At 50.9% G+C, this 22,264-nt stretch carries 20 protein-coding genes; 18 read left to right on the top strand and 2 right to left on the bottom strand.

All coding sequences use genetic code 11. The annotated features are described in order from the left end of the window. Nucleotides 1–73: 73 nt before the first annotated feature. The 7 genes from cysJ to M977_RS06540 all read left to right on the top strand — a co-directional run bounded on the left by cysJ (nt 74) and on the right by M977_RS06540 (nt 9,500). A complete protein-coding gene (gene cysJ, locus M977_RS06570; RefSeq protein ID WP_064513339.1) occupies nt 74–1,879 on the top strand; it encodes an NADPH-dependent assimilatory sulfite reductase flavoprotein subunit in 1,806 nt (601 codons plus the stop codon). Further along, complete coding sequence (gene cysI / locus M977_RS06565; protein WP_064513337.1) at nt 1,879–3,591, top strand: assimilatory sulfite reductase (NADPH) hemoprotein subunit; 1,713 nt, start codon at nt 1,879–1,881, stop codon at nt 3,589–3,591. The genes cysJ and cysI overlap by 1 nt, the downstream gene beginning before the upstream one ends. A 112-nt stretch (nt 3,592–3,703) precedes the next feature. Next, nucleotides 3,704–4,435: a phosphoadenosine phosphosulfate reductase gene (cysH, locus tag M977_RS06560; RefSeq protein WP_064513335.1), complete on the top strand. Its 732-nt coding sequence runs from the start codon at nt 3,704–3,706 to the stop codon at nt 4,433–4,435. 368 nt (nt 4,436–4,803) lie between these two features. Beyond that, nucleotides 4,804–6,021 carry a D-mannonate dehydratase ManD gene (manD, locus tag M977_RS06555; protein ID WP_064513334.1) on the top strand — a complete coding sequence of 406 codons (1,218 nt, stop codon included), beginning with the start codon at nt 4,804–4,806 and terminating at the stop codon, nt 6,019–6,021. A 23-nt stretch (nt 6,022–6,044) separates the two neighbouring features. Beyond that, entirely contained in the window at nt 6,045–7,820 is a 1,776-nt protein-coding gene (locus tag M977_RS06550) for a sodium:solute symporter family transporter (protein ID WP_064513332.1), read from the top strand. 95 nt (nt 7,821–7,915) lie between these two features. Next, a complete protein-coding gene (locus tag M977_RS06545; RefSeq protein ID WP_064513330.1) occupies nt 7,916–8,692 on the top strand; it encodes an SDR family NAD(P)-dependent oxidoreductase in 777 nt (258 codons plus the stop codon). Nucleotides 8,693–8,804: 112 nt separating this feature from the next. Then, a complete protein-coding gene (locus M977_RS06540) occupies nt 8,805–9,500 on the top strand; it encodes a FadR/GntR family transcriptional regulator (protein WP_064513328.1) in 696 nt (231 codons plus the stop codon). A 7-nt stretch (nt 9,501–9,507) separates the two neighbouring features. On the opposite strand, the gene M977_RS06535 is transcribed toward M977_RS06540, so the two are convergent. After that, nucleotides 9,508–11,619, bottom strand: coding sequence for a heparinase II/III domain-containing protein (locus tag M977_RS06535; RefSeq protein ID WP_064513326.1), 2,112 nt, complete (start codon nt 11,617–11,619; stop codon nt 9,508–9,510). Nucleotides 11,620–11,781: 162 nt separating this feature from the next. Further along, on the bottom strand, nt 11,782–12,822 hold the full coding sequence (locus tag M977_RS06530) for an aminopeptidase (protein WP_064513324.1): 1,041 nt from the start codon (nt 12,820–12,822) through the stop codon (nt 11,782–11,784). A gap of 270 nt (nt 12,823–13,092) precedes the next feature. Between M977_RS06530 and cysD the strand changes: the two genes are divergently transcribed. From cysD to nlpD, 11 genes are all read left to right on the top strand, one after another. Then, entirely contained in the window at nt 13,093–14,001 is a 909-nt protein-coding gene (gene cysD / locus M977_RS06525; protein WP_034497961.1) for a sulfate adenylyltransferase subunit CysD, read from the top strand. 11 nt (nt 14,002–14,012) lie between these two features. Next, on the top strand, nt 14,013–15,440 hold the full coding sequence (gene cysN / locus M977_RS06520; protein WP_064513322.1) for a sulfate adenylyltransferase subunit CysN: 1,428 nt from the start codon (nt 14,013–14,015) through the stop codon (nt 15,438–15,440). Next, nucleotides 15,440–16,045: an adenylyl-sulfate kinase gene (gene cysC, locus M977_RS06515; RefSeq protein WP_064513320.1), complete on the top strand. Its 606-nt coding sequence runs from the start codon at nt 15,440–15,442 to the stop codon at nt 16,043–16,045. Before cysN ends, cysC begins: the two co-directional genes overlap by 1 nt. A 51-nt stretch (nt 16,046–16,096) precedes the next feature. Beyond that, a complete protein-coding gene (locus M977_RS06510) occupies nt 16,097–16,420 on the top strand; it encodes a DUF3561 family protein (protein WP_064513318.1) in 324 nt (107 codons plus the stop codon). A gap of 184 nt (nt 16,421–16,604) precedes the next feature. Further along, entirely contained in the window at nt 16,605–16,919 is a 315-nt protein-coding gene (ftsB, locus tag M977_RS06505) for a cell division protein FtsB (protein WP_064513316.1), read from the top strand. A 20-nt stretch (nt 16,920–16,939) separates the two neighbouring features. After that, nucleotides 16,940–17,650, top strand: a complete 711-nt coding sequence (gene ispD, locus M977_RS06500) for a 2-C-methyl-D-erythritol 4-phosphate cytidylyltransferase (protein ID WP_064513314.1) — start codon at nt 16,940–16,942, stop codon at nt 17,648–17,650. Further along, nucleotides 17,650–18,129 carry a 2-C-methyl-D-erythritol 2,4-cyclodiphosphate synthase gene (gene ispF / locus M977_RS06495; RefSeq protein ID WP_064513312.1) on the top strand — a complete coding sequence of 160 codons (480 nt, stop codon included), beginning with the start codon at nt 17,650–17,652 and terminating at the stop codon, nt 18,127–18,129. Before ispD ends, ispF begins: the two co-directional genes overlap by 1 nt. Continuing rightward, nucleotides 18,129–19,175, top strand: a complete 1,047-nt coding sequence (truD, locus tag M977_RS06490) for a tRNA pseudouridine(13) synthase TruD (protein ID WP_064513309.1) — start codon at nt 18,129–18,131, stop codon at nt 19,173–19,175. The genes ispF and truD overlap by 1 nt, the downstream gene beginning before the upstream one ends. A 347-nt stretch (nt 19,176–19,522) precedes the next feature. Next, on the top strand, nt 19,523–20,284 hold the full coding sequence (gene surE, locus M977_RS06485) for a 5'/3'-nucleotidase SurE (RefSeq protein ID WP_064513308.1): 762 nt from the start codon (nt 19,523–19,525) through the stop codon (nt 20,282–20,284). Beyond that, entirely contained in the window at nt 20,278–20,904 is a 627-nt protein-coding gene (locus tag M977_RS06480) for a protein-L-isoaspartate(D-aspartate) O-methyltransferase (RefSeq protein ID WP_064513306.1), read from the top strand. Before surE ends, M977_RS06480 begins: the two co-directional genes overlap by 7 nt. A 180-nt stretch (nt 20,905–21,084) precedes the next feature. Then, a complete protein-coding gene (gene nlpD, locus M977_RS06475; protein WP_245163496.1) occupies nt 21,085–22,170 on the top strand; it encodes a murein hydrolase activator NlpD in 1,086 nt (361 codons plus the stop codon). The last annotated feature ends 94 nt before the right edge of the window (nt 22,171–22,264 follow it).

The raw sequence follows: 22,264 nt of genomic DNA, 5'->3' as shown, positions 1-22,264 counted from the left end.
ATCGCTCTGGTTAACCTTACCTTATTGCCGTTTATTCTTGAAAACGGACCTTTGCTACTGGAACCCAAAACGCATGACGACTCAGGCCCCACCGACCGCTTTGCTGCCGCTAACCCCGGAGCAACTGGCACGCCTTCAGGCGGCGACAACCGATTTCTCGCAGACGCAACTGGCCTGGTTATCCGGCTATTTCTGGGGGATGATTAATCAACAACCGGGTGCTGTTACCACGGCTCAGCCACCGGCAGCAGACGTTCCGGTTATTACCCTGATTTCTGCATCGCAAACCGGTAATGCGCGTCGCGTGAGCGAACAACTGCGTGACGATTTACTGGCAGCAAAACTGAACGTTAACCTGGTTAACGCGGGCGACTATAAATTCAAACAAATTGCCCAGGAAAAACTGCTGGTTGTCGTGACTTCAACGCAAGGTGAGGGCGAACCGCCTGAAGAAGCGGTGGCGTTGCACAAATTCCTGTTTTCGAAAAAAGCACCAAAACTGCCTGGCACTGCATTTGCAGTATTCAGCCTGGGCGACACGTCCTACGAATTCTTCTGCCAGTCAGGTAAAGACTTTGATAACAAACTGGCGGAACTCGGTGGTGAGCGCCTGTTGGACCGCGTGGATTGTGACGTAGAGTTCCAGCCAGCAGCCAGTGAGTGGCGTGCAAAAATTGTCGACGTCCTGAAATCTCGTGTGCCGGCAGAAACGCCAGCACAAGCAGCGGTCACCGCAACGGGCGTGGTCAACGAAGTATTATCAAGCCCGTACACCAAAGAAGCGCCGCTGACCGCAACGCTTGCGGTTAACCAGAAAATCACCGGTCGTGACTCTGAAAAAGACGTGCGCCATTTTGAAATTGATTTAGGTGATTCAGGTCTGCGTTACCAGCCAGGTGATGCGTTGGGTGTCTGGTATCAAAACGATCCTGTACTGGTGAAAGAGCTGGTTGAATTGCTGTGGCTAAAAGGCGATGAAAGCGTCACTGTTGACGGTAAAACGCTGCCGCTTACTGAAGCGCTGGAGTGGCATTTCGAGCTGACTGTCAACACGGCAAACATTGTTGAGAAATACGCGCAGATTACCCGCAATGCAGCGCTGCTGGATTTGGCGGGTGATAAAGCGAAGCTGCAACATTTTGCTCATAACACACCGATTGTCGATATGGTGCGTTACGCACCAGCAGAATTAACCGCTGAGCAGCTAGTTGAATTGCTGCGCCCATTGACGCCACGTCTGTACTCCATTGCATCATCTCAGGCCGAAGCTGAAAACGAAGTGCACATTACCGTTGGCGTAGTGCGTTACGGCATTGAAGGCCGGGCCCGTACCGGAGGCGCTTCTGGTTTCCTGGCTGATCGCCTTGAAGAAGATGGCGAAGTACGCGTGTTCATCGAGCACAACGATAACTTCCGACTGCCAGCTAACCCGGAAACCCCGGTGATTATGATTGGCCCAGGCACTGGTATTGCCCCGTTCCGTTCGTTCATGCAACAGCGTGAAAACGACGGCGCAGGTGGTAAAAACTGGTTGTTCTTCGGCAACCCGCACTTTACTGATGATTTCTTGTATCAGGTTGAATGGCAGCGTTACGTCAAAGACGGCCTGCTAACCAACATTGATCTCGCCTGGTCGCGTGACCAGGAACACAAAATATACGTACAAGATAAACTGCGCGAAAAAGGCGCGGAACTGTGGAACTGGATTAATGAAGGTGCCCACATTTACGTCTGCGGCGATGCAAATCGCATGGCAAAAGACGTTGAGCAGGCATTACTGGAAGTGGTAGCTGAGTTCGGTGGCATGGATACCGAAACGGCAGATGAATTTTTAAGTGAGCTGCGCGTTGAGCGCCGTTATCAGCGAGATGTCTACTAATGAGCGAAAAACACCCAGGACCATTAGTGGTCGAAGGCAAGTTAACTGATGCTGAGCGTCTGAAACGCGAAAGTAACTTTCTGCGTGGCACTATCCAGGAAGATTTACAGGATGGTCTGACCGGCGGCTTCCGCGGCGACAACTTTTTGCTGATCCGCTTCCACGGAATGTATCAGCAGGATGACCGTGACATTCGTGCTGAGCGTGCGGAGCAAAAGCTTGAGCCGCGTCACGCGATGATGCTGCGTTGCCGTCTGCCGGGGGGGATTATTACCACCGAGCAATGGCGTGCGATTGATAAGTTTGCCGAAGACAAAACCATCTACGGCAGCATTCGCCTGACCAACCGCCAGACTTTCCAGTTCCACGGCATTCTGAAAAAGAACGTAAAACCGGCACATGAAATGCTGCACGAAGTTGGGCTGGACGCACTGGCAACCGCCAACGACGTGAACCGCAACGTGTTGTGTACCTCGAACCCGGTGGAGTCTGAACTGCACCAGGAAGCCTACGAGTGGGCGAAGAAGCTCTCTGAACATTTGCTGCCACGTACTCGCGCATATGCAGAGATCTGGTGGGATCAAGAGAAAGTCGCGACGACCGACGAAGAGCCGATCCTCGGTGCTACCTATTTGCCACGTAAGTTTAAAACCACAGTTGTTGTACCGCCGCAGAACGATGTCGATCTTCATGCCAACGACATGAACTTCATCGCCATTGCGAAAGACGGCAAGCTGGTGGGCTTCAACCTGCTGGTGGGGGGTGGCTTGTCTATCGAACATGGTAACAAAGCAACGTATGCCCGTACCGCGAGCGAGTTTGGCTACATTCCGCTTGAGCACACACTGGCGGTGGCGGAAGCTGTTGTCACCACGCAGCGTGACTGGGGCAACCGTACTGACCGTAAAAATGCCAAAACCAAATACACCCTTGAGCGCGTTGGTGTTGACGTGTTTAAAGCGGAAGTTGAACGCCGTGCGGGTATTACATTCGAGCCGACGCGCCCGTACGAATTTACCGGGCGTGGCGATCGTATTGGTTGGGTAAAAGGCATTGACGACAAATGGCACCTGACGCTGTTTATCGAAAATGGCCGGATCCTGGATTACCCGGGGCGCCCACTGAAAACTGGCTTGATGGAGATCGCCAAGATCCACAAAGGCGATTTCCGCCTGACGGCAAACCAGAATTTGATCGTGGCGGGTGTGCCAGCAAGTGAAAAAGCAGCGATCGAGAAGATCGCCAAAGAAAGCGGCCTGATGAATGCGGTGAAACCACAGCGTGAAAACTCGATGGCCTGCGTTTCCTTCCCGACTTGCCCGCTGGCAATGGCCGAAGCTGAACGCTTCCTGCCGCAGTTTGTGACTAAAGTTGAAGAAGTGCTGGAAAAACACAACGTGCCGGATGAACACATCGTCACGCGTGTTACCGGCTGCCCGAACGGTTGTGGCCGTGCGCTGTTGGCTGAAATCGGCCTGGTGGGCAAAGCACCTGGGCGCTACAACCTGCACATCGGCGGTAACCGTATCGGTACGCGTATTCCGCGTATGTATCGTGAGAACATCACTGAGCCAGAAATTCTGGCATCTATTGATGAACTGGTTGGGCGTTGGTCGAAAGAGCGCGAAGCGGACGAAGGCTTCGGTGATTTCACCATCCGCGCGGGGATTATTCGCCCGGTGCTGGACCCGGCCCGGGATTTGTGGGACTAGCCATTATAAAGTCGGATGACACTAACGCTTCTCCGACCAACTAAAGACCGTTGTAGGGTGGATTGGCCGCAGGGGCCGTCCACTATGATATCAAGCAACTAGCGAGGCACGTATGTCGGTACTCGATCTAAAAGCGTTGAATGAACTGCCGAAAGTTGAGCGCATAATGGCGCTGGGCGAGGTCAACAGCCAGCTCGAAAAGCTCACGGCGCAGCAGCGTGTCACCTGGTCGCTGGAAAACCTGCCGGGGGAGTTTGTGCTCTCCTCAAGTTTTGGTATTCAGGCTGCGGTCTCTTTGCATCTGGTGACGCAACAATTCCCGGATATCCCTGTGATCCTCACCGATACCGGTTATTTGTTCCCGGAAACCTACCAGTTTATTGATGAGCTGACGGATAAGCTGAAGCTCAATCTGAAAGTGTTCAGCGCGAAGGAAAGTGCGGCGTGGCAGGAAGCGCGTTACGGCAAGCTGTGGGAGCAGGGCGTTGAAGGCATTGAGAAATACAATGACATCAACAAAGTTGAGCCGATGAACCGTGCGCTGCGCGAGTTGGGCGGCCAAACGTGGTTTGCTGGCCTGCGCCGCGAGCAATCTGGCAGCCGTGCCAATTTACCGGTGCTGGCGATTCAACGCGAAGTCTTTAAAATCCTGCCAATCATCGACTGGGACAACCGCCAGGTTTACCAATACCTCACCGCCAATGGCCTGAAATACCACCCGCTGTGGGATCAGGGCTACCTTTCTGTCGGCGACACTCACACCACGCGTAAGTGGGAAGAGGGTATGGCAGAAGAAGAAACGCGTTTCTTTGGTTTGAAGCGCGAGTGCGGTTTGCACGAGTAACACACGAAAGCACAATAATCCCGAAGCCTGTCGCGCAAAGCCGATGGGCTTTTTTATGATTAGAACGCGTCTTTATTTTTATTAGTCATACTAATAGATTCGTGATATTTCACAGTCCCCCTCGTAACTGCAAATTCATCATTGTTATCACTTTAAATATAACACAATATAATCAATGTGTTAGTGATATTTATTTCAGGCGTTTTCATAAATACTGCTAATATTTACTATCTGGCAACAAATAACCCCTCGTCTGGTAACTTAAAAATTACGACATTGTTCACACAATAGTCAGTTTATAAATACTATAGTACGACAAATGCAATAATTTACTCCCCCTGTCTTTTCTCAACCCTACGAGAGTTGCTATGAAGATCGAACGTATAAAAGTGCTGGTGAGCCGGCCTGGACGAAATTTTGTTACGGTAAAAATTGAAACGGACGAAGGGATTTATGGTGTGGGTGACGCCACACTGAATGGCAGGGAAATGGCCGTTGCAGCGTATCTGGAAGAGCACATTGCTCCGTGTCTTATCGGCAAAGATCCGCGCAATATCGAAGATATCTGGCAGTACCTTTATCGCGGTGCGTACTGGCGTAAAGGCCCGGTGACGATGACGGCGATCGGCGCAATCGACATGGCGTTGTGGGACATTCTGGGCAAACACGCGGGGCTACCGGTCTGGCAACTGCTGGGTGGAAAAAGCCGTCAGGGCGTGACGGTGTATGTTCATGCCAACGGCGAAAGCATCGATGAAGTGCTGGATAACACGGCGAATTTTATTGAACAGGGCTACAAAGCCATTCGTCTGCAATGTGCGATTCCATCCACCAAAGGCACTTATGGCACACTGGAAGGGAAGAAAAATTACTATGAGTTGCAGGGCAATCGCCCGTTGCCGCCGGAACAGGCGTGGTCTACGCGCAAATACATGAATTTTATACCTGAGTTGTTCAAAGCGGCTCGCGAACGTTTCGGTTACGGCATTGATTTATTGCATGATGTACATAGTCGTCTGACACCAATAGAAGCGGCACGGCTAGGGAAACTGCTGGAGCCGTATGATTTGCTGTTTTTAGAAGACACCGTCACGGCAGAAAACCCGGCTGGTTATCAAATTATTCGCCAGCACACCACGACGCCGCTGGCCGTGGGTGAAACATTTAATACCATCTGGGATGCAAAAGAGTTAATCGAAACGCAATCGATAGATTATATACGCACCGCAGTTTCACATGGCGGGGGAATAACACCGATGCGTAAGCTCAGTGCATTTGCCGACCTTTATCACGTGCGTATGGCACCGCATGGTGCACCGGATTTATCACCCATATCCACAATGGCCCATTTGCATCTTAATAGTTGGTCACCTAATTTTGGTATCCAGGAATTTGTTGGTTTTGGCACACCAGAATTAAACAGCATCTTTAAATACGAATTGCCCCTCAAGGATGGAATGCTATTTGTTTCTGATAAACCTGGTTTGGGAATAGATATAGATGAAGCCGCCATGGGTAATTACCTCTATGTCAGATCTTATCTTCCTGTTAGCCGCCTCGAAGACGGAACGCTCTGGAACTGGTAATCCTCTGACCTAAGGGTACGATTATGATCTATGATACCGCTGTAATCTGTGGTTATTTCATCTTAATGGTGTTGATCAGTTTTATATTTAAAAAAATGGCCAGTAAATCCTCCAGTGATTATTTCCGTGGCGGTGGGCGCATGTTGTGGTGGATGGTGGGGGCGACGGCGTTTATGACGCAGTTTAGCGCCTGGACATTTACCGGAGCCGCCGGGAAAGCGTTTAGCGATGGCTTTATGGTGGCAGCAATATTCCTCGGCAATACCATCGCATACGGAATATCCTGGCTATGGTTTGCAAAACGTTTCCGCCAGGTGCGGGTAGACACGGCCACTGAAGTGATTCGTCATCGCTTTGGTTCGCAGAACGAACACTTCTTCACATGGGTGATTATCCCACTGAGTATTCTGAGCGGCGCGGTAATGATGAATGCGCTGGCGATATTTGTTAGCACCGTTTTTGACTGGGATCTTTCGGTCACGATTTGGGTTACCGGTATTGTGGTGTTAATGATTTCGTTATTAAGCGGAGCCTGGGGCGTGGTTGCTTCAGACTTTGTGCAAACCTTAATTGTTGCGATTATTTCTGTTGCCTGTGCCATTGTTGCATTAGTCAATGTTGGCGGCCCGGTAAATATGGTCACTCACTTCCCATCCGGCTTTATTATGGGGCCGAATATGAATTACGGAGTGGTGATATTAGGCTCAGTTATCTTCTTTATTGTAAAACAGCTACAAAATATAAATAACATGCAGGACTCTTACCGTTTCCTGAATGCGAAAGACTCAAAGAATGCCCAAAAGGCCGCTTTCTTTGCCATGATATTAATGGCTGTAGGAACGCTGATTTGGTTTATTCCACCGTGGGTTTCTGCCAGCCTGTACCCGGATGCCACTGCGCAATATGCCGCACTCGGAAATAAAGCCTCGGACACTATTTATTTGAGCTTTGTTGAACGGGCAATGCCAGCGGGAACCGTTGGTTTGCTAGTTGCCGGTTTATTTGCCGCAACCATGTCGACAATGGACCCGGCTTTGAATCGTAACAGCGGTATTTTCGTGCGCAGTTTCTGGGTGCCGGTGGTTTGCCGTAATAAAAAGATCAGTGATCGTGCGGAGTTGTTTGCCGGGAAAATGTTCTGCATTGTGAACGGCTTGCTGGTGATTATTGTTTCGCTGTTCTTCAGTCATCTTGAAGGCATGAGTTTGTTTGACCTGATGATGTCGGTTTCAACACTTGCTCAGGCTCCACTCCTGGTGCCGCTGTTCTTCGGCATGTTTATCAAGCGCACTCCGCGCTGGGCCGCGTGGGGAACAGTGGTATTCGGCATCTTTGTATCGTGGATGTGTATGGATGTGTTGACCTCGAAAGCACTCGGCCAGTTGCTGGGAATTGAGTTTACCAAACGCGAACTGAGCGAAATCAACGTCATCATTAATATCGTTGCGCATCTGGTTCTCACGGGTGGTTTCTTTATCTGCACCAAACTGTTCTATCGCGAAACGTCATATTCCGTGAAAGAGCAGCAGCAGATTGAAACCTTCTTCAAGAATATTGAAACCGAAGTGGTGGAAGACGATCAGCAGAGCGCGTTTGACCGCTTGCAACGCGAAAAAATCGGCTTTATTACCATGCTGATGAGCGGCGGAATGGTGCTGATGGTGCTGATTCCAAACCCGCTGTGGGGGCGATTATTGTTCCTGGGATGTGCCGCATCGATATTCCTCGTGGGGTATTTGCTACGCCTGAGTTGCCGCGTGGGGCAGAATTCCCCGCAGCAAGCGAAACATATGCTTTAACTCGCAAAAGCGCCTTTTCCCGGGCGCTTTTCTTTTGCTTAGCCCGAACGGGTTGGTAGTATTTGTAATACTAAATGACAAATAGAGGTGATCCGATGTTTTCTGATTTACGGAATAAACGTGTATTAGTGACTGGCGCTTCGGCAGGCGTAGGTTTGGCAGCAGCAGAGGCATTTTTACGCTGCGGCGCAAAAGTGGGTATTAATGGCCGCCGCTCCGCGCAGGAGATGGAACCGCAGCTTGCCAGACTTCGCAGTTTAGGTGGCGAAGTTTGCTATTTCCCGGCTGATTTATCCCAGTCAGGTGCCTGTCAGCAATTGGTCAGCGCTTTTGTCGAACAATTTGGTGGCCTCGATGTGCTTATCAATAACGCGGGGGGATTAGGTGGGCGCGCAGGTCTTGAGAGCATCGACGATGACTTCTACGACCGCGTCATGGACTTGAACGCACGCTCGGCATTAATGATGACCAAATATGCGATTCCTCATCTGCGAGAATCGGCAAAAATCAGTGGTGAAACCGCCTCGGTAATCAGCACCGGTTCGATTGCAGGGCGTGAAGGTGGTGGCATTGGCGCAGGAATTTACGCGGCGTCAAAAGCCTGGTTGCACGACATTCATCGCAACTGGGTGAAAGAATTCACCAAAGATAATATTCGCTTCAACATTGTTTCGCCGGGCACCATTGATACCGCGTTCCATGAAGATAAACCGCAGGAACTGCGTGACAAGATTGCCGGGTCGATAGCGATGGGGCGTTTTGGGCGCAGTGAAGAGGTGGCTCCAAGTTTCCTGTTCTTTGCATCTCATAAAATGAGCGGCTACATTACCGGCCAGATTTTAGATGTAAATGGCGGCCAGATGGCCCCTTAAAGGTATCTGTCATACTTCGGGTTGCAGCGGTGCTGACTGCAACTCGAATTATTTTGGCTACATGGTTTAGTGATACACTAATTTCCTTCCCTTTTTCAGGTATGACAAAAGCATGCAATTCACAACCATTGCTACTACGCAACGCGGTCTGGATGGACTTATTGCCAGCGACATCGCCCGCAAGATTCTTTCCGGGCAACTTTTGCCGGGGGATATTTTGCCCAGCGAAGTGGAACTTTGCGAACAGCTCGGCGTGAGCCGTACGGCATTGCGTGAGGCGCTCAAACTTGTGTCATCGAAAGGGATGCTTGAATCTCGCCCGAAAGTGGGAACCCGTGTTCGCCCGCGTAATAACTGGAATATCCTGGATGTTCAGTTGCTCGAGTGGATGAATGGCATGGAAGGGACGCTGGAGATGTATCACCAGTTTCTCGAGTTCCGCCGCGTTATTGAGCCGCATGCGACACGCCTTGCCGCGTTGAATGCCACCAGCGAGCAGCGTATAGAGCTTTCTCGAGTGCATGAAGAAATGTGCGCCGTGGCGAAAGAGTTCGATCCCGATCGCTGGGTTGATGTGGATACGCGCTTCCATCGTGCTATTTTCCTGGCTTCGGGAAATTGCTTCTATGCCCCGTTTGGCAATGTACTGACCACCGTGTTTAAGTGGTTTATTAGCCATTCGTCGAAAGAAGGCGGCATGTGTCTGGAAGACCATCACCGCATTTATCGCGCGATTATGATTGGCGACGGTGAAGCCGCCTATGCTGCATCGCTGGCATTAATGACCGCCAGTAAGCACCGCCTGTAAACCCCTGTCATACATCAAGCTGCACCGAAAACTGCCCAAATCCTGGGCGGTTATCGACGATGATTTCCAGCGCTTCGCCTTGCACAAAATAGACCGCGACTTTGGTTTGGGCATTCTGTTCATGCTCAAGCACTTCGACACGTTTTACCTGCCCGCGCGCATTGCGTGAGGTTTCGCTGGCTTCATCAAAATAGCCGTGGCTTTCAATAGTGGTGACAAATACCACGTTGTCGCCATGAGTACGCCATAACCAAGCAGGTTCAACACGTAAATTGAACTGCGGATCGCCAGCACCGGTCTGAGCAATAATCAGCTCGCCGCCCTGGGGCAACGCGCCCGTTGCGGTGTAAAAAGTATCGCCATCAAGCCAGGTCAGTTGCCCACTTTCACCTTCAGGAACCGGGCTACGGGCGCAATCCCATAAATGCTGATAGCCGTGCCGATCGCCTAATGGCTGCCATGACCTCGAATAATTCATTGGTAGCGAGGTGTTGATCAGTTGTCCACGCCCGTGCAGGCAATAATCATATTGATGTTTATCGCTGCTGCTTAGACTGAAAAGATCGAGCACCAATGGCTTTTCGCACTGCGGCACATTGAGTAATAACACCGTGCGCTGCTGGCTGACGCCGGGCCAGCCATCGTGGCTGCGAGCGCTCATCCCCTGGCCGTGTGGGTTATCGGTGATAAAGAAGTGCGTTTCACCGTGGTGCAAAGCGGCCTGGTTTTTATCGAAATTATGCTGACAGCCTTCATCTACCACCACCGTGTTGTGGGCGACGGTTTGTTTACAGTAGCTATTGTTTTCGGGAATGTAGCGCCCGCCAAATTTTGATTCGATATTGACCCAGCGACCGAAACCGTAATCGCGTAAAAACTCGCGACCACGATTAAACAGGCTCAGGTGCAAGCCGTCGAAATGACCGTGGTTTAACGCCGAATGCATTCCGGCAATATTGCCGTGACCGCCCCAGTACAGCAGTGCCATATTGTCATCTTGCTGATTATCCCGCGCCCGCAACACGCCGATCGCCCCACGCTCACCGTCCTGGCCATCACGAACTAACTGGCTTGGCCATGGTAAAGATTGAGCTGGCGAATTTTCCAGATGTTTGCAAAGTGATAAAGCCCCGAGCCCCGGCCAGACGCATGACTGCCAGCGGGCCAACTCAGCCAGACGGGCATCCGCTCCGTAATGCTGCCAGCACAGGCTGACGGCGATAACGGCACCTTCATCGCGTAAGTCCATCGTTTTTGACGCGTCATTTAAAGCCGGAAGCGTACCGTCGGGGAAGGCCAGCGCAAACAAGGTGTAACAAGCGCGTTGAATAATACGATGGTTATATTCCCAGATATTCAGTTCAGGCTGGCGGCGGGAGATGGCTTCGGCGAGCAGCAGGAGAGGGCGCAGAGCAAAGCGCTGGTAATAAAGCCCTTCTATATAGTAACCGTCGCATGAAAATAGTTGGTTAAGCTGCGCGAAGAAGCCGCCAGTTTTACTATCTCGCGCCAGGCCATACAGCGAATCCAGCACCCATTCATCATCACCTAACACGTACCCGCAAATCGCGACTGCCGCGACCGACCACATCCCATGGTTATGCACAATATCGAAGGTTGCAGCGTGAGTATGCGTGGCGTCGTACGCCATCAGACGCAGCAAATTGCTTTCAATATGTTGGATTTGTTCAGCGGTCGATTCAGTTTTTACACAATGCCAGGCTTCAGCGGCATAGAGCAAAAACATATGTTCGTTAAGCGTCTGGTGGAATAAACGCCCTGGCGGATTTGTGTCGTGGCTAATGGCATCACCCAACTGCGGGTAGCGATCGGCATAGATGCAGAGAATCTGAATCACCCGTTCTTTGTACCGCGCATCCTGAGTAATGAGCCACATACGCCCCGCAAGATTCATCATCTGGTAATTCAGTTTGTGCTGTGTGTGTTCCGGCCCGCCGCCTTCCCCATGCCCGGGAACACACAGCGGTGCATTCAGCCATTGCTCAACTTGCTGCTGCTGGAGGCGCAAGGTTTCGCCCAGCAGAGTATTGCGCGTCAAATGTATACGTAGCGCTGCGGCATCGTCGTAATCAATAAATAGCGGGGACCAGGTGGACATAGCCTTCTCTCTGACACTTATTAGTATGACTATTTAAGTTTCGGGTACCGGGTTGTGTCCAGAATTAAAGTCGAAATGAGTCGAGAAGGTCACATAATTGTGTTTTTATTAGTCATACTAAATGGCCGGCTTTATCGATCCGGCCAGTTTAGATTTGCAGGGTTATTGCTTCGCTTTTGCCAGCTCTTTTACCAGTGGCAGCATCACTCGCACCACATCATGGCTGCGTTTCTCGATGCGCGTTGGTAGCCACTTATCCAGATACTGTTGGTTATCGATTAAGCCATTATGCCAACTGGTTCCATCCGGGAAGGCTTTGCTTTTCGCTCGTTGCTGATAACCATCTTTCTTGCCCAATGACCAGTTAGTTGCTTCAACAGAAAGCACGGGAATGCCGGCTTCATCAAACACATCGGCATCGTTACAACAACCGGTTCCTTTCGGATATTTGGCATTTAGTCCTGGATTAGTCGCGGCTTTAACATTTAACTGGCGCGCCAGTTTTAATGCACGATCGCGCGTCAGTTTACTGACCGCTGTTGGTGTTGATTTACCGCTATTGAAATAGAGTTTATCGCCGACAATCAGATTATCGAGATTAATCACCAGCAATGTATTTTTCTTCTCGCTAGCCGACATGCGCTTAAGAACATCTTCCGCACCTAGTTTGCCAATTTCTTCACCACTGGTGGCGATAAAACGGATGCCATAGCGCGTTGGAATATCTTTCAGGCGCGTTGCAAGCTCAAGCATAACGCCCAGCCCTGAAGCATTGTCATCAACACCTTGCAGCGTTAAACCACCAAGATTGTTATTTACATCGTTATCACTGAGGGGTGAATAGGTATCGAGGTGCGCCATGATAATGATTTGCTGCGGCTCAATTCCTTCTCGTGCGGCAATGACAGAGCTTGCACTGACGTTATGCCAGCTCTGATGGCCATCTTTGGTGGTGTACAAATAACGAGTGTTAAAGCGGCGAATATCGCTTTGGTAACCAAGCTGGCTAAATTGCTGCTTGATGTAGTCTGCGGCCAGCATTTCCGAGGGGCTACCGGTCATGCGTCCTGGGAATACCGTAGCAATGTGGCGTGTTTGTTGACTGGCAATTTTGCCCATTGGCGTTGTGTTGGCAACAGCGGGCAAGGTACAGCAAATGCTTAACGCCAGGCTGGTTAGCGAGTGGCGCATTGCGGAAAACATAGTGGAGGTCCTTCAACCAGGAAAATTTTTTGCACGCGTAGTATGAAACTGTGACGGACGTTACACAATTTCAATTGCTCTGAAAGCCACGTTAAATCGATGGTTCAGCACATTTTGTTATTTGCATTGCCATGGCGTTATTCCTTTGTGGAACTACTCATTCCAATTCGTAATTTCATTACAAATAATCCTCAGCCGTATAGTCCCCTAATGAATTTTTAAACGGAGGTTCTATGACCCTCCGTACTAAACCTCGGCTAAGGGAAGTTTATGGACCAGAAACGACTTACACACTTGCGGCAGTTGGAGGCGGAAAGCATCCATATCATCCGTGAGGTCGCCGCCGAATTTGCCAATCCGGTGATGATGTATTCCATCGGTAAAGACTCCTCGGTGATGTTGCATTTGGCCCGTAAAGCCTTCTACCCAGGCACGCTTCCTTTCCCGCTGCTGCACGTGGATACCGGCTGGAAATTCCGTGAGATGTACGACTTCCGTGACCGTACCGCGAAGAACTACGGTTTTGAGCTGTTAGTGCATAAAAACCCGGAAGGGGTGGCGATGGGCATCAACCCATTCGTGCATGGCAGCGCTAAACATACTGACATCATGAAAACTGAGGGTCTGAAGCAGGCGCTAAGTAAATACGGTTTTGATGCCGCTTTTGGTGGCGCGCGTCGTGATGAAGAAAAATCCCGTGCTAAAGAACGTATCTATTCGTTCCGTGACCGTTTCCATCGCTGGGACCCAAAAAACCAGCGCCCTGAACTGTGGCACAACTACAACGGCCAGATTAATAAAGGTGAGAGCATTCGCGTGTTCCCGCTTTCTAACTGGACCGAGCTGGATATCTGGCAGTACATCTTCCTGGAAAATATTGAAATCGTTCCGTTGTATCTGGCAGCACCGCGTCCTGTGCTGGAGCGCGATGGCATGTTGCTGATGGTTGACGATGACCGCATCGATTTACAGCCAGGTGAAGTGATTGAGCAGAAAATGGTGCGCTTCCGTACCCTCGGCTGCTGGCCACTGACCGGCGCCGTTGAATCCGAAGCGCAGACATTGCCGGAAATCATCGAAGAGATGCTGGTTTCGACCACCAGTGAACGTCAAGGGCGGGCAATTGACCGCGACCAGGCAGGCTCCATGGAGCTTAAAAAACGCCAGGGTTATTTCTAAGGAGCCGCCAGATGAACACCACTATTGCACAACAAATTGCTGATGAAGGCGGCGTTGAAGCCTATCTGCACGCACAACAAAATAAAAGCCTGCTGCGCTTTCTGACCTGCGGCAGTGTGGATGATGGTAAAAGTACGCTAATTGGTCGCTTGCTACATGACACGCGCCAGATTTATGAAGATCAACTTTCTTCGCTGCATACCGACAGCAAACGCCACGGTACGCAGGGCGAGAAACTGGATCTGGCATTGCTGGTGGATGGTCTGCAAGCCGAGCGTGAGCAGGGCATTACCATCGATGTGGCTTACCGTTATTTCTCCACCGAAAAACGTAAATTCATTATTGCTGATACCCCGGGGCATGAGCAGTACACCCGCAATATGGCGACCGGTGCCTCGACTTGCGATCTGGCGATCTTATTGATCGATGCGCGTAAGAGCGTGTTGGATCAAACGCGCCGCCACAGTTTTATCTCTACGCTTTTGGGGATCAAGCATCTGGTCGTTGCGGTTAACAAAATGGATCTGGTGAGCTTTAGCGAAGAGACTTTCGAGCAGATCAAACAAGATTACCTGACCTTTGCCGAGCAGCTTCCTGCGGATCTGGATATTCGTTTTGTACCGCTTTCAGCACTGGAAGGTGACAACGTTGCCACGCAAAGTTCGAACATGCCGTGGTACACCGGCCCAACGCTGCTGGAGCTTCTGGAAACGGTTGAAGTGAAGCGTATCGTTGAGCAACAGCCGATGCGTTTCCCGGTGCAGTACGTGAACCGCCCAAATCTGGATTTCCGTGGTTATGCCGGAACCCTGGCATCGGGTATCGTGAAAGTTGGGCAACGCGTTAAAGTTCTGCCATCGGGCGTTGAGTCAGCCATTGCGCGAATCGTCACTTTTGATGGAGATTTGCAACAAGCTGCTGCGGGCGAAGCCATTACGCTGGTGCTGAAAGATGAAATTGATATCAGCCGTGGCGACCTGCTGGTTGATGCAAATGACACGCAGCCTGCGGTACAAACGGCGAAAGTCGATGTGGTGTGGATGGCTGAACAACCGCTGGTGCCGGGGCAAAGCTATGACATCAAAGTCGCCGGCAAGAAAACCCGTGCGCGTGTCGACAACATTCACTACCAGGTCGAAATTAACAGCCTGACACAGCGTCTGGTGGAAAGCCTGCCGCTGAACGGTATTGGCCTGGTCGACTTAACCTTTGATGAACCGCTGGTGTTGGATAAGTACCAGGAAAACCCGGTCACTGGCGGGTTGATTTTCATCGACCGTCTGACCAACGTGACGGTTGGCGCTGGCATGGTGCGTGAGCCGCAAGAAGAGGTGTATCAGGAGCCGTCAGCGTTTAGCGCGTTTGAGCTGGAATTGAATGCGCTGGTGCGTCGCCACTTCCCACACTGGGGTGCACGCGATTTGCTGGGAGGCAAATAATGGCTGAGCACGACGAAAACGTCGTCTGGCACGCCCATCCGGTCACGGTTGAGCAGCGTGAAAAACTACACCAGAACCGGGGCGCGGTGCTGTGGTTTACCGGGCTTTCGGGCTCGGGCAAATCGACTGTTGCCGGAGCGCTTGAAGAAGCGCTCCATCAGCTTGGTGTGAGCACATACTTACTTGATGGCGACAATGTGCGTCACGGTTTGTGTAGCGATTTGGGTTTTAGCGATGCCGATCGTAAAGAAAACATTCGTCGTGTTGGCGAAGTCGCCAATTTAATGGTCGATGCCGGGCTGGTGGTGCTAACCGCATTTATTTCGCCACATCGTGCGGAACGGCAAATGGTGCGCGACCGTGTTGGAGAAGGGCGGTTTATCGAAGTGTTTGTTGATACTCCACTTTCTATCTGCGAAGCGCGCGATCCGAAAGGTTTATACAAAAAAGCCCGTGCGGGCGAGCTGCGTAACTTCACCGGAATTGACTCAGTCTATGAAGCACCAGTGAATCCGGAAATACACTTAGACGGCGAACAATTAGTAACAAATTTGATAGCCCAATTATTAGACCTGTTGCGTCGTGACGTTATTATCAAAATCTGAGAGATAACCAGTCGCGTTATGCGACTGGATTACAGGGTTTACGGATTCGTTATGCGCAATGGCACTAACATGGCAATTACATCGGCTGAAGCAAGCCCTGGTACCGAAGAGACAACCTGGTCATTGGCCGGCGCGTTCATCGGTTTTTTGTCATGGCTATTGGCGCTGGGTATTCCTTTCCTGATTTATGGCCCTAACACGCTGTTTTTCTTCCTCTATACCTGGCCATTTTTCCTCGCTTTACTTCCTGTAGCGGTCGTCGTGGGAATTGCGCTGCACTCTCTTCTACGAGGCCGTTTGATCTTTAGCTGCATTGCTACGGTGGTTGCCGTAACGCTGATGTTTGGCATCCTTTTCTTATGGCTGATGGGTTAATCTTAAAATATTCGCCAAACCGTAACAGACTATTTATCGCTGCATGTCCGCTAACTCACCTGCAAACGCGCATGTTGGCGCTTTCTGTGATAAATTCTGCCGCAAATACGAAGGGCCACCTTGTGCCCAGAGCGAAGCTCGATAAAATTTTGTGCGATGATTGTGCCGTTTTTCAGGGGGCAGGATGGGTAAACTAACGCTGCTATTGCTGGCCTTGTTGGTCTGGCTGCAGTATTCGCTGTGGTTTGGAAAAAACGGCGTACATGACTACACGCGAGTAGATGACGACGTTACTGCGCAGCAGGCGACGAACGCTAAACTCAAAGCGCGTAACGATCAGCTGTTTGCGGAAATTGACGATCTTAATGGCGGGCAGGAAGCCATTGAAGAACGTGCACGTAATGAATTAAGCATGACCAAGCCGGGTGAAACTTTCTACCGCCTGGTACCCGATAGCTCTAAGCGCTTAACTAACAGTGCCGGGCAGAACAATCGATAATCAAGCGTAAGTGAATCTACATGGCAGACTCCTCCCCGGACGTAATTGCCGTGGTGCCGGCAGCAGGTATCGGCAGCCGCATGCAAACGGAATGTCCTAAGCAATATCTAAAAATCGGCGATAAAACTATTCTTGAACATGCAGTGGCGAGCCTGAGGGCTCATCCACGCGTGGCTCATGTCGTTATCGCCATTAGCCCAACCGATAGCTGGTTTGCCTCTTTGCCCCTTGCCTCTAACCCAAATATCACCGTGATAAACGGCGGCGCACAGCGTGCTGACTCGGTGCTTGCTGGGCTAAACGTGGTGAAAAATGCGCAATGGGTTCTGGTGCATGATGCGGCGCGGCCTTGCCTGCATCAGGATGATTTAGCCCGTTTGCTGGATATCACTGAGACGAGCAAAATTGGCGGTATTCTGGCAGCTCCGGTACGTGACACGATGAAACGTGGCGAACCGGGTAAAGCACTGATTGCGCATACTGTCGATCGTGAAGACCTTTGGCACGCTTTAACACCTCAGCTGTTCCCTCTGGAATTACTGCGTAGCTGCTTGCAGCGCGCACTCGATGAGCATGCCTCGATTACTGATGAAGCCTCGGCTCTGGAGTATTGTGGCTTCCATCCCGAATTAATTAGCGCCCGCGCCGATAATATAAAAGTGACTCGTCCTGAAGACCTGGCGTTGGCGGAGTTTTACCTCACGCGGTTAACCCAAACGGAGAAAGAATAATGCGTATTGGACATGGTTTTGATGTACACGCTTTTGGTGGCCCAGGGCCCATTATCATTGGCGGCGTACGTGTGCCTTTCGAACAGGGGTTGCTTGCACACTCGGATGGCGATGTCGCTCTGCACGCATTAACCGATGCTTTGTTAGGGGCTGCCGCAATGGGCGATATCGGCAAATTATTCCCGGATACAGACCCGTCGTTTAAAGGTGCAGATAGCCGTGAGTTGTTGCGCGAAGCCTGGCGTCGTATTCAGGCGAAGGGCTACACATTGGGTAACGTCGATGTGACGATTATTGCCCAAGCTCCAAAAATGGCTCCGCACATCCCACAGATGCGCGTGTTTATTGCCGAAGATCTCGGCTGCCATATGGACGATGTGAACGTAAAAGCGACCACCACTGAGAAGCTCGGTTTTACAGGCCGTGGTGAAGGCATTGCCTGCGAAGCGGTCGCATTGCTGCATAAGGCGCGCAAATAATGGATATGCAGAATCTGACCTGGTTGCACGGCAAACCACAAGGCACCGGGTTAATCAAAGCCAGTCCAGAGGACTTCGTGGTTATCGAAGACCTGGGTTTTGGGCCGGATGGTGACGGTGAGCAACTACTGTTACGCATCCTGAAAAATGGCTGCAACACCCGTTTTGTTGCTGACGCGCTGGCGAAATATTTGAAGGTTCCAGCCCGCGAAGTGAGCTTTGCCGGGCAGAAAGACAAGCATGCAGTAACCGAACAGTGGTTCTGTGTACGCCTTCCTGGCAAAGAAATGCCGGATATGAGCGGGTTTGAGCTTGAAGGCTGTCAGGTGCTGGAATATGCCCGTCACCGCCGTAAATTGCGCCTCGGTGCTTTGCAGGGGAATCGTTTTACGCTGGTGCTGCGTGAAGTGAGTGACCGTGCCGATATTGAGCAGCGTTTGAATACAATTTTGCATCGTGGAGTGCCGAATTATTTCGGTAGCCAGCGTTTTGGTATTGCAGGTAATAACCTGCACCAGGCTGTGCGCTGGGCGCAAACCAATGCACCTATCCGCGATCGTAATAAGCGCAGTTTTTATCTGTCCGCTGCTCGTAGCGCCATGTTTAACCAGATCGTCAGCGAAAGGCTGAAAAAGTCTGATTTCAACCAGGTTATCGATGGTGATGCGCTGCAACTTGCCGGGCGCGGGAGCTGGTTTGTTGCCACGCAGGAAGAGCTTCCTGAGCTGCAAAACCGTGTCGATAGCGGTGAATTATTGATTACTGCACCGCTACCGGGTGACGGTTCCTGGGGCACGCAAAACGCCGCGCTGGAGTTTGAACAGAGTTGTGTTGCTGGGGAAACGGATTTGCAGGGGCTGCTGGTGCGTGAGCGTGTTGAAGCGGCTCGCCGCGCAATGCTGGTGATGCCCAAAGAGTTGAGCTGGAGCTGGTGGGATGACATCACCGTTGAGCTGAATTTCTGGCTGCCAGCCGGCAGTTTTGCAACCAGCGTGGTGCGTGAATTAATGAACGCACCAGGTAATTACGCGGATATTGCAGAGTAAGGTAGAACTCATTCATAGCGGGTAATGACATTACCCGCTTTTTTTGTTTTAAATTCCACATTGATTTTTTCTCTGACAGTCCCTCAACCTCTTGTTTTCGTCGCAATCCTCAGACCACAGCAGGTGATTTAGTCAACATTGGATTGTATAGTAGCCCCTGGACAGGACTTTGTGGTGAATGTTACAAAAACTGCAACAATTTCATTACGGGTGCACTAAAATCAGCAGAATGGGATAAAACAACAGGTTGGACCGTTTTTGACGGGTAAAACATCCCAGAGCGTTGAGATGCCGGGAGCCAACATGTGGTTTTATCCTTTTCATATAAAAGAAGCTTTAAATTTAATATGAGAATACTTTTGAGTAACGATGACGGGGTCAACGCGCCGGGCATTCAAGTTTTGGCGACCCGACTAAGGGAATTTGCTGACGTGCAGGTGGTAGCCCCCGACCGTAATCGCAGTGGGGCATCAAACTCACTGACGCTCGAATCTTCATTGCGTACTTTCACTCTCGCAAACGGCGATATTTCTGTGCAGATGGGCACGCCGACTGACTGCGTTTATCTTGGCGTTAATGCCTTGATGCGCCCGGCTCCTGATGTGGTGGTTTCCGGGATTAACGCTGGCCCAAATCTGGGTGATGACGTTATCTATTCAGGCACAGTTGCGGCGGCGATGGAAGGGCGACACTTAGGTATTCCGGCACTGGCTGTTTCTCTTAATGGCCATGAGCATTATGAAACTGCCGCAGCGGTAACATGTACGATTCTGCGAGCGCTGATGCGCGAGCCGCTGCGAACAGGGCGCATTTTAAATATTAACGTGCCTGATTTGCCACTTGATCAAATCAAAGGTATTCGTGTCACACGCTGTGGTAGCCGTCATCCTTCCGATAAAGTGATTCCGCAAGAAGATCCTCGCGGTAATACCTTGTATTGGATTGGGCCTCCGGGCGACAAATTTGATGCTGGCCCGGATACCGATTTTGCCGCTGTTGATGAAGGTTATGTGTCGGTTACGCCGTTGCATGTTGACTTAACCGCCCACAGTGCTCGTGAGGTGGTTAGCCACTGGTTGAGCAAGTCAGGAGTGGATGAGCAATGGTAAGCAAACGCGTACAAACCCTTCTCGAACAGCTACGCAATCAAGGTATCAAGGACGAAAAAGTTCTTGATGCAATTGCGCAGGTGCCTCGGGAAAAATTTGTCGACGAAGCGTTTGAGCACAAAGCCTGGGAAAATACTGCATTACCCATTGGCTCAGGCCAAACCATTTCGCAGCCTTATATGGTTGCAAGAATGACCGAGTTACTTGAACTGACTCCTGAGAGCCGTGTGCTGGAGATCGGTACGGGTTCCGGGTATCAAACTGCCATTCTGGCGCACCTGGTGCATCATGTTTGTTCAGTTGAACGCATTAAAGGCCTGCAATGGCACGCAAGGCGACGTTTAAAACAACTCGATCTGCACAATATCTCAACCCGTCACGGTGATGGTTGGCAGGGCTGGCATGCGCGCAGTCCATTTGACGCTATTATTGTTACGGCAGCACCGCCGGAGATTCCCAGCGAACTCTTAGCACAGCTGGATGAAGGCGGAATTTTAGTTCTCCCTGTAGGCGAAGATCGGCAGTTTCTTAAACGTATTCGCCGCCAGAGTGGGGAATTTGTCATTGATACGGTAGAAGCCGTTCGTTTTGTGCCCTTAGTGAAGGGCGAGCTGGCATAACCCGGAAATATCTTGTTTTTTTCTAAGGGTTTTGGCGTAACGTAACGCGCATAAGATAGTGATGCCTGGCCGTCAGCGCCAGTTCTGCCGTATTTTCATAAGCATATGATTGTTTTTCTTGGGGGATAAATGAGCGCGGGAAGCCCAACTTTTACTTTACGCCGTATTGCAGCGTTGTCGCTGGTTAGCCTTTGGTTAGCTGGCTGTACCAGCAATAACAGCCAGGCGCCTATTAGTTCTGTAGGTGGTAGCAGCAATGCCGGTAGTAGTTCATCCGGTGGAATGCTGATTACCCAGCCACCGAAAATGTCCACCCAAAGCCAGACTTCGCAAATTCAGCCTGTACAACAGCAGCCAGTAATTCAACCGATGCAAACACAGTCACAGACCGTTGTTTCAACGCCAGTTCAAACAGAAAACGGCCGTATCGTTTATAACCGCAAGTATGGGAACATTCCGAAAGGCAGCTATGCCGGCGGCAGCACTTATACCGTTAAACGCGGCGACACTCTTTTCTATATTGCATGGATTACCGGGAACGATTTCCGTGACTTAGCCCAGCGCAACAATGTCCCGGCCCCGTACGGCTTAGAAGTAGGTCAGACCCTGCAAGTGGGCAGCTCTTCTGGGACGCCAATCACTGGCGGAAATGCGGTCACAACGGCTGATGCCAGCGCGCAAGGCGTTGCTCCGCCACCTGTGCAAAATACCACCGCAGTGGTTGCTTCTAAACCTGTAATTACGTATTCTGAGGATTCAGGTGAACAGAGTGCTAACAAAATGTTGCCGAATAATAAAGGTACTGCGACTGTCGTCACAGCACCGGTTACGGCACCTGTGGTTAGCTCTACGACTACTGTACCAACTGCCAGCAGCACGTCCGATAGCGCGCCAATTTCAACCTGGCGCTGGCCGACTGAAGGCAAGATTATTGAGAACTTCTCTGCTACTGAAGGTGGCAATAAAGGGATCGATATCGCAGGCAGCAAAGGCCAGGCTGTTGTTGCTACCGCCTCCGGGCGAGTGGTGTATGCCGGTAACGCGCTGCGTGGTTACGGTAATCTAATCATCATTAAACACAACGATGATTACCTGAGTGCCTACGCCCATAACGATACAATGCTGGTCCGGGAACAACAAGAAATCACGGCGGGGCAGAAGATAGCTACCATGGGTAGCACCGGAACCAGTTCAACACGTTTACATTTTGAAATTCGTTACAAGGGGAAATCCGTCAACCCGCTGCGTTATTTACCGCAGCGATAAGCCGGCAAAGTACTTTTAAATGCACATAGGAATTTAGGCGGAATCAAGGCGGCAACTGAGTGAATCCCCGTGAGCTTACTTTAGTAGGTGACTG

Origin of the sequence: Buttiauxella gaviniae ATCC 51604, assembly GCF_001654835.1 — a bacterium.
Taxonomy (GTDB): Bacteria; Pseudomonadota; Gammaproteobacteria; order Enterobacterales; family Enterobacteriaceae; genus Buttiauxella; species Buttiauxella gaviniae.
This window is presented reverse-complemented; position numbering and strand designations above follow the sequence as displayed.

Bases quoted from the DNA above. Each gene is read 5' to 3' on its own strand.
- cysJ (WP_064513339.1), top strand. From the start codon at position 74: ATGACGACTCAGGCCCCACCGACCGCTTTGCTGCCGCTAACCCCGGAG.
- cysI (WP_064513337.1), top strand. From the start codon at position 1,879: ATGAGCGAAAAACACCCAGGACCATTAGTGGTCGAAGGCAAGTTAACT.
- cysH (WP_064513335.1), top strand. From the start codon at position 3,704: ATGTCGGTACTCGATCTAAAAGCGTTGAATGAACTGCCGAAAGTTGAG.
- manD (WP_064513334.1), top strand. From the start codon at position 4,804: ATGAAGATCGAACGTATAAAAGTGCTGGTGAGCCGGCCTGGACGAAAT.
- M977_RS06550 (WP_064513332.1), top strand. From the start codon at position 6,045: ATGATCTATGATACCGCTGTAATCTGTGGTTATTTCATCTTAATGGTG.
- M977_RS06545 (WP_064513330.1), top strand. From the start codon at position 7,916: ATGTTTTCTGATTTACGGAATAAACGTGTATTAGTGACTGGCGCTTCG.
- M977_RS06540 (WP_064513328.1), top strand. From the start codon at position 8,805: ATGCAATTCACAACCATTGCTACTACGCAACGCGGTCTGGATGGACTT.
- M977_RS06535 (WP_064513326.1), bottom strand. From the start codon at position 11,619: ATGTCCACCTGGTCCCCGCTATTTATTGATTACGACGATGCCGCAGCG.
- M977_RS06530 (WP_064513324.1), bottom strand. From the start codon at position 12,822: ATGTTTTCCGCAATGCGCCACTCGCTAACCAGCCTGGCGTTAAGCATT.
- cysD (WP_034497961.1), top strand. From the start codon at position 13,093: ATGGACCAGAAACGACTTACACACTTGCGGCAGTTGGAGGCGGAAAGC.
- cysN (WP_064513322.1), top strand. From the start codon at position 14,013: ATGAACACCACTATTGCACAACAAATTGCTGATGAAGGCGGCGTTGAA.
- cysC (WP_064513320.1), top strand. From the start codon at position 15,440: ATGGCTGAGCACGACGAAAACGTCGTCTGGCACGCCCATCCGGTCACG.
- M977_RS06510 (WP_064513318.1), top strand. From the start codon at position 16,097: ATGCGCAATGGCACTAACATGGCAATTACATCGGCTGAAGCAAGCCCT.
- ftsB (WP_064513316.1), top strand. From the start codon at position 16,605: ATGGGTAAACTAACGCTGCTATTGCTGGCCTTGTTGGTCTGGCTGCAG.
- ispD (WP_064513314.1), top strand. From the start codon at position 16,940: ATGGCAGACTCCTCCCCGGACGTAATTGCCGTGGTGCCGGCAGCAGGT.
- ispF (WP_064513312.1), top strand. From the start codon at position 17,650: ATGCGTATTGGACATGGTTTTGATGTACACGCTTTTGGTGGCCCAGGG.
- truD (WP_064513309.1), top strand. From the start codon at position 18,129: ATGGATATGCAGAATCTGACCTGGTTGCACGGCAAACCACAAGGCACC.
- surE (WP_064513308.1), top strand. From the start codon at position 19,523: ATGAGAATACTTTTGAGTAACGATGACGGGGTCAACGCGCCGGGCATT.
- M977_RS06480 (WP_064513306.1), top strand. From the start codon at position 20,278: ATGGTAAGCAAACGCGTACAAACCCTTCTCGAACAGCTACGCAATCAA.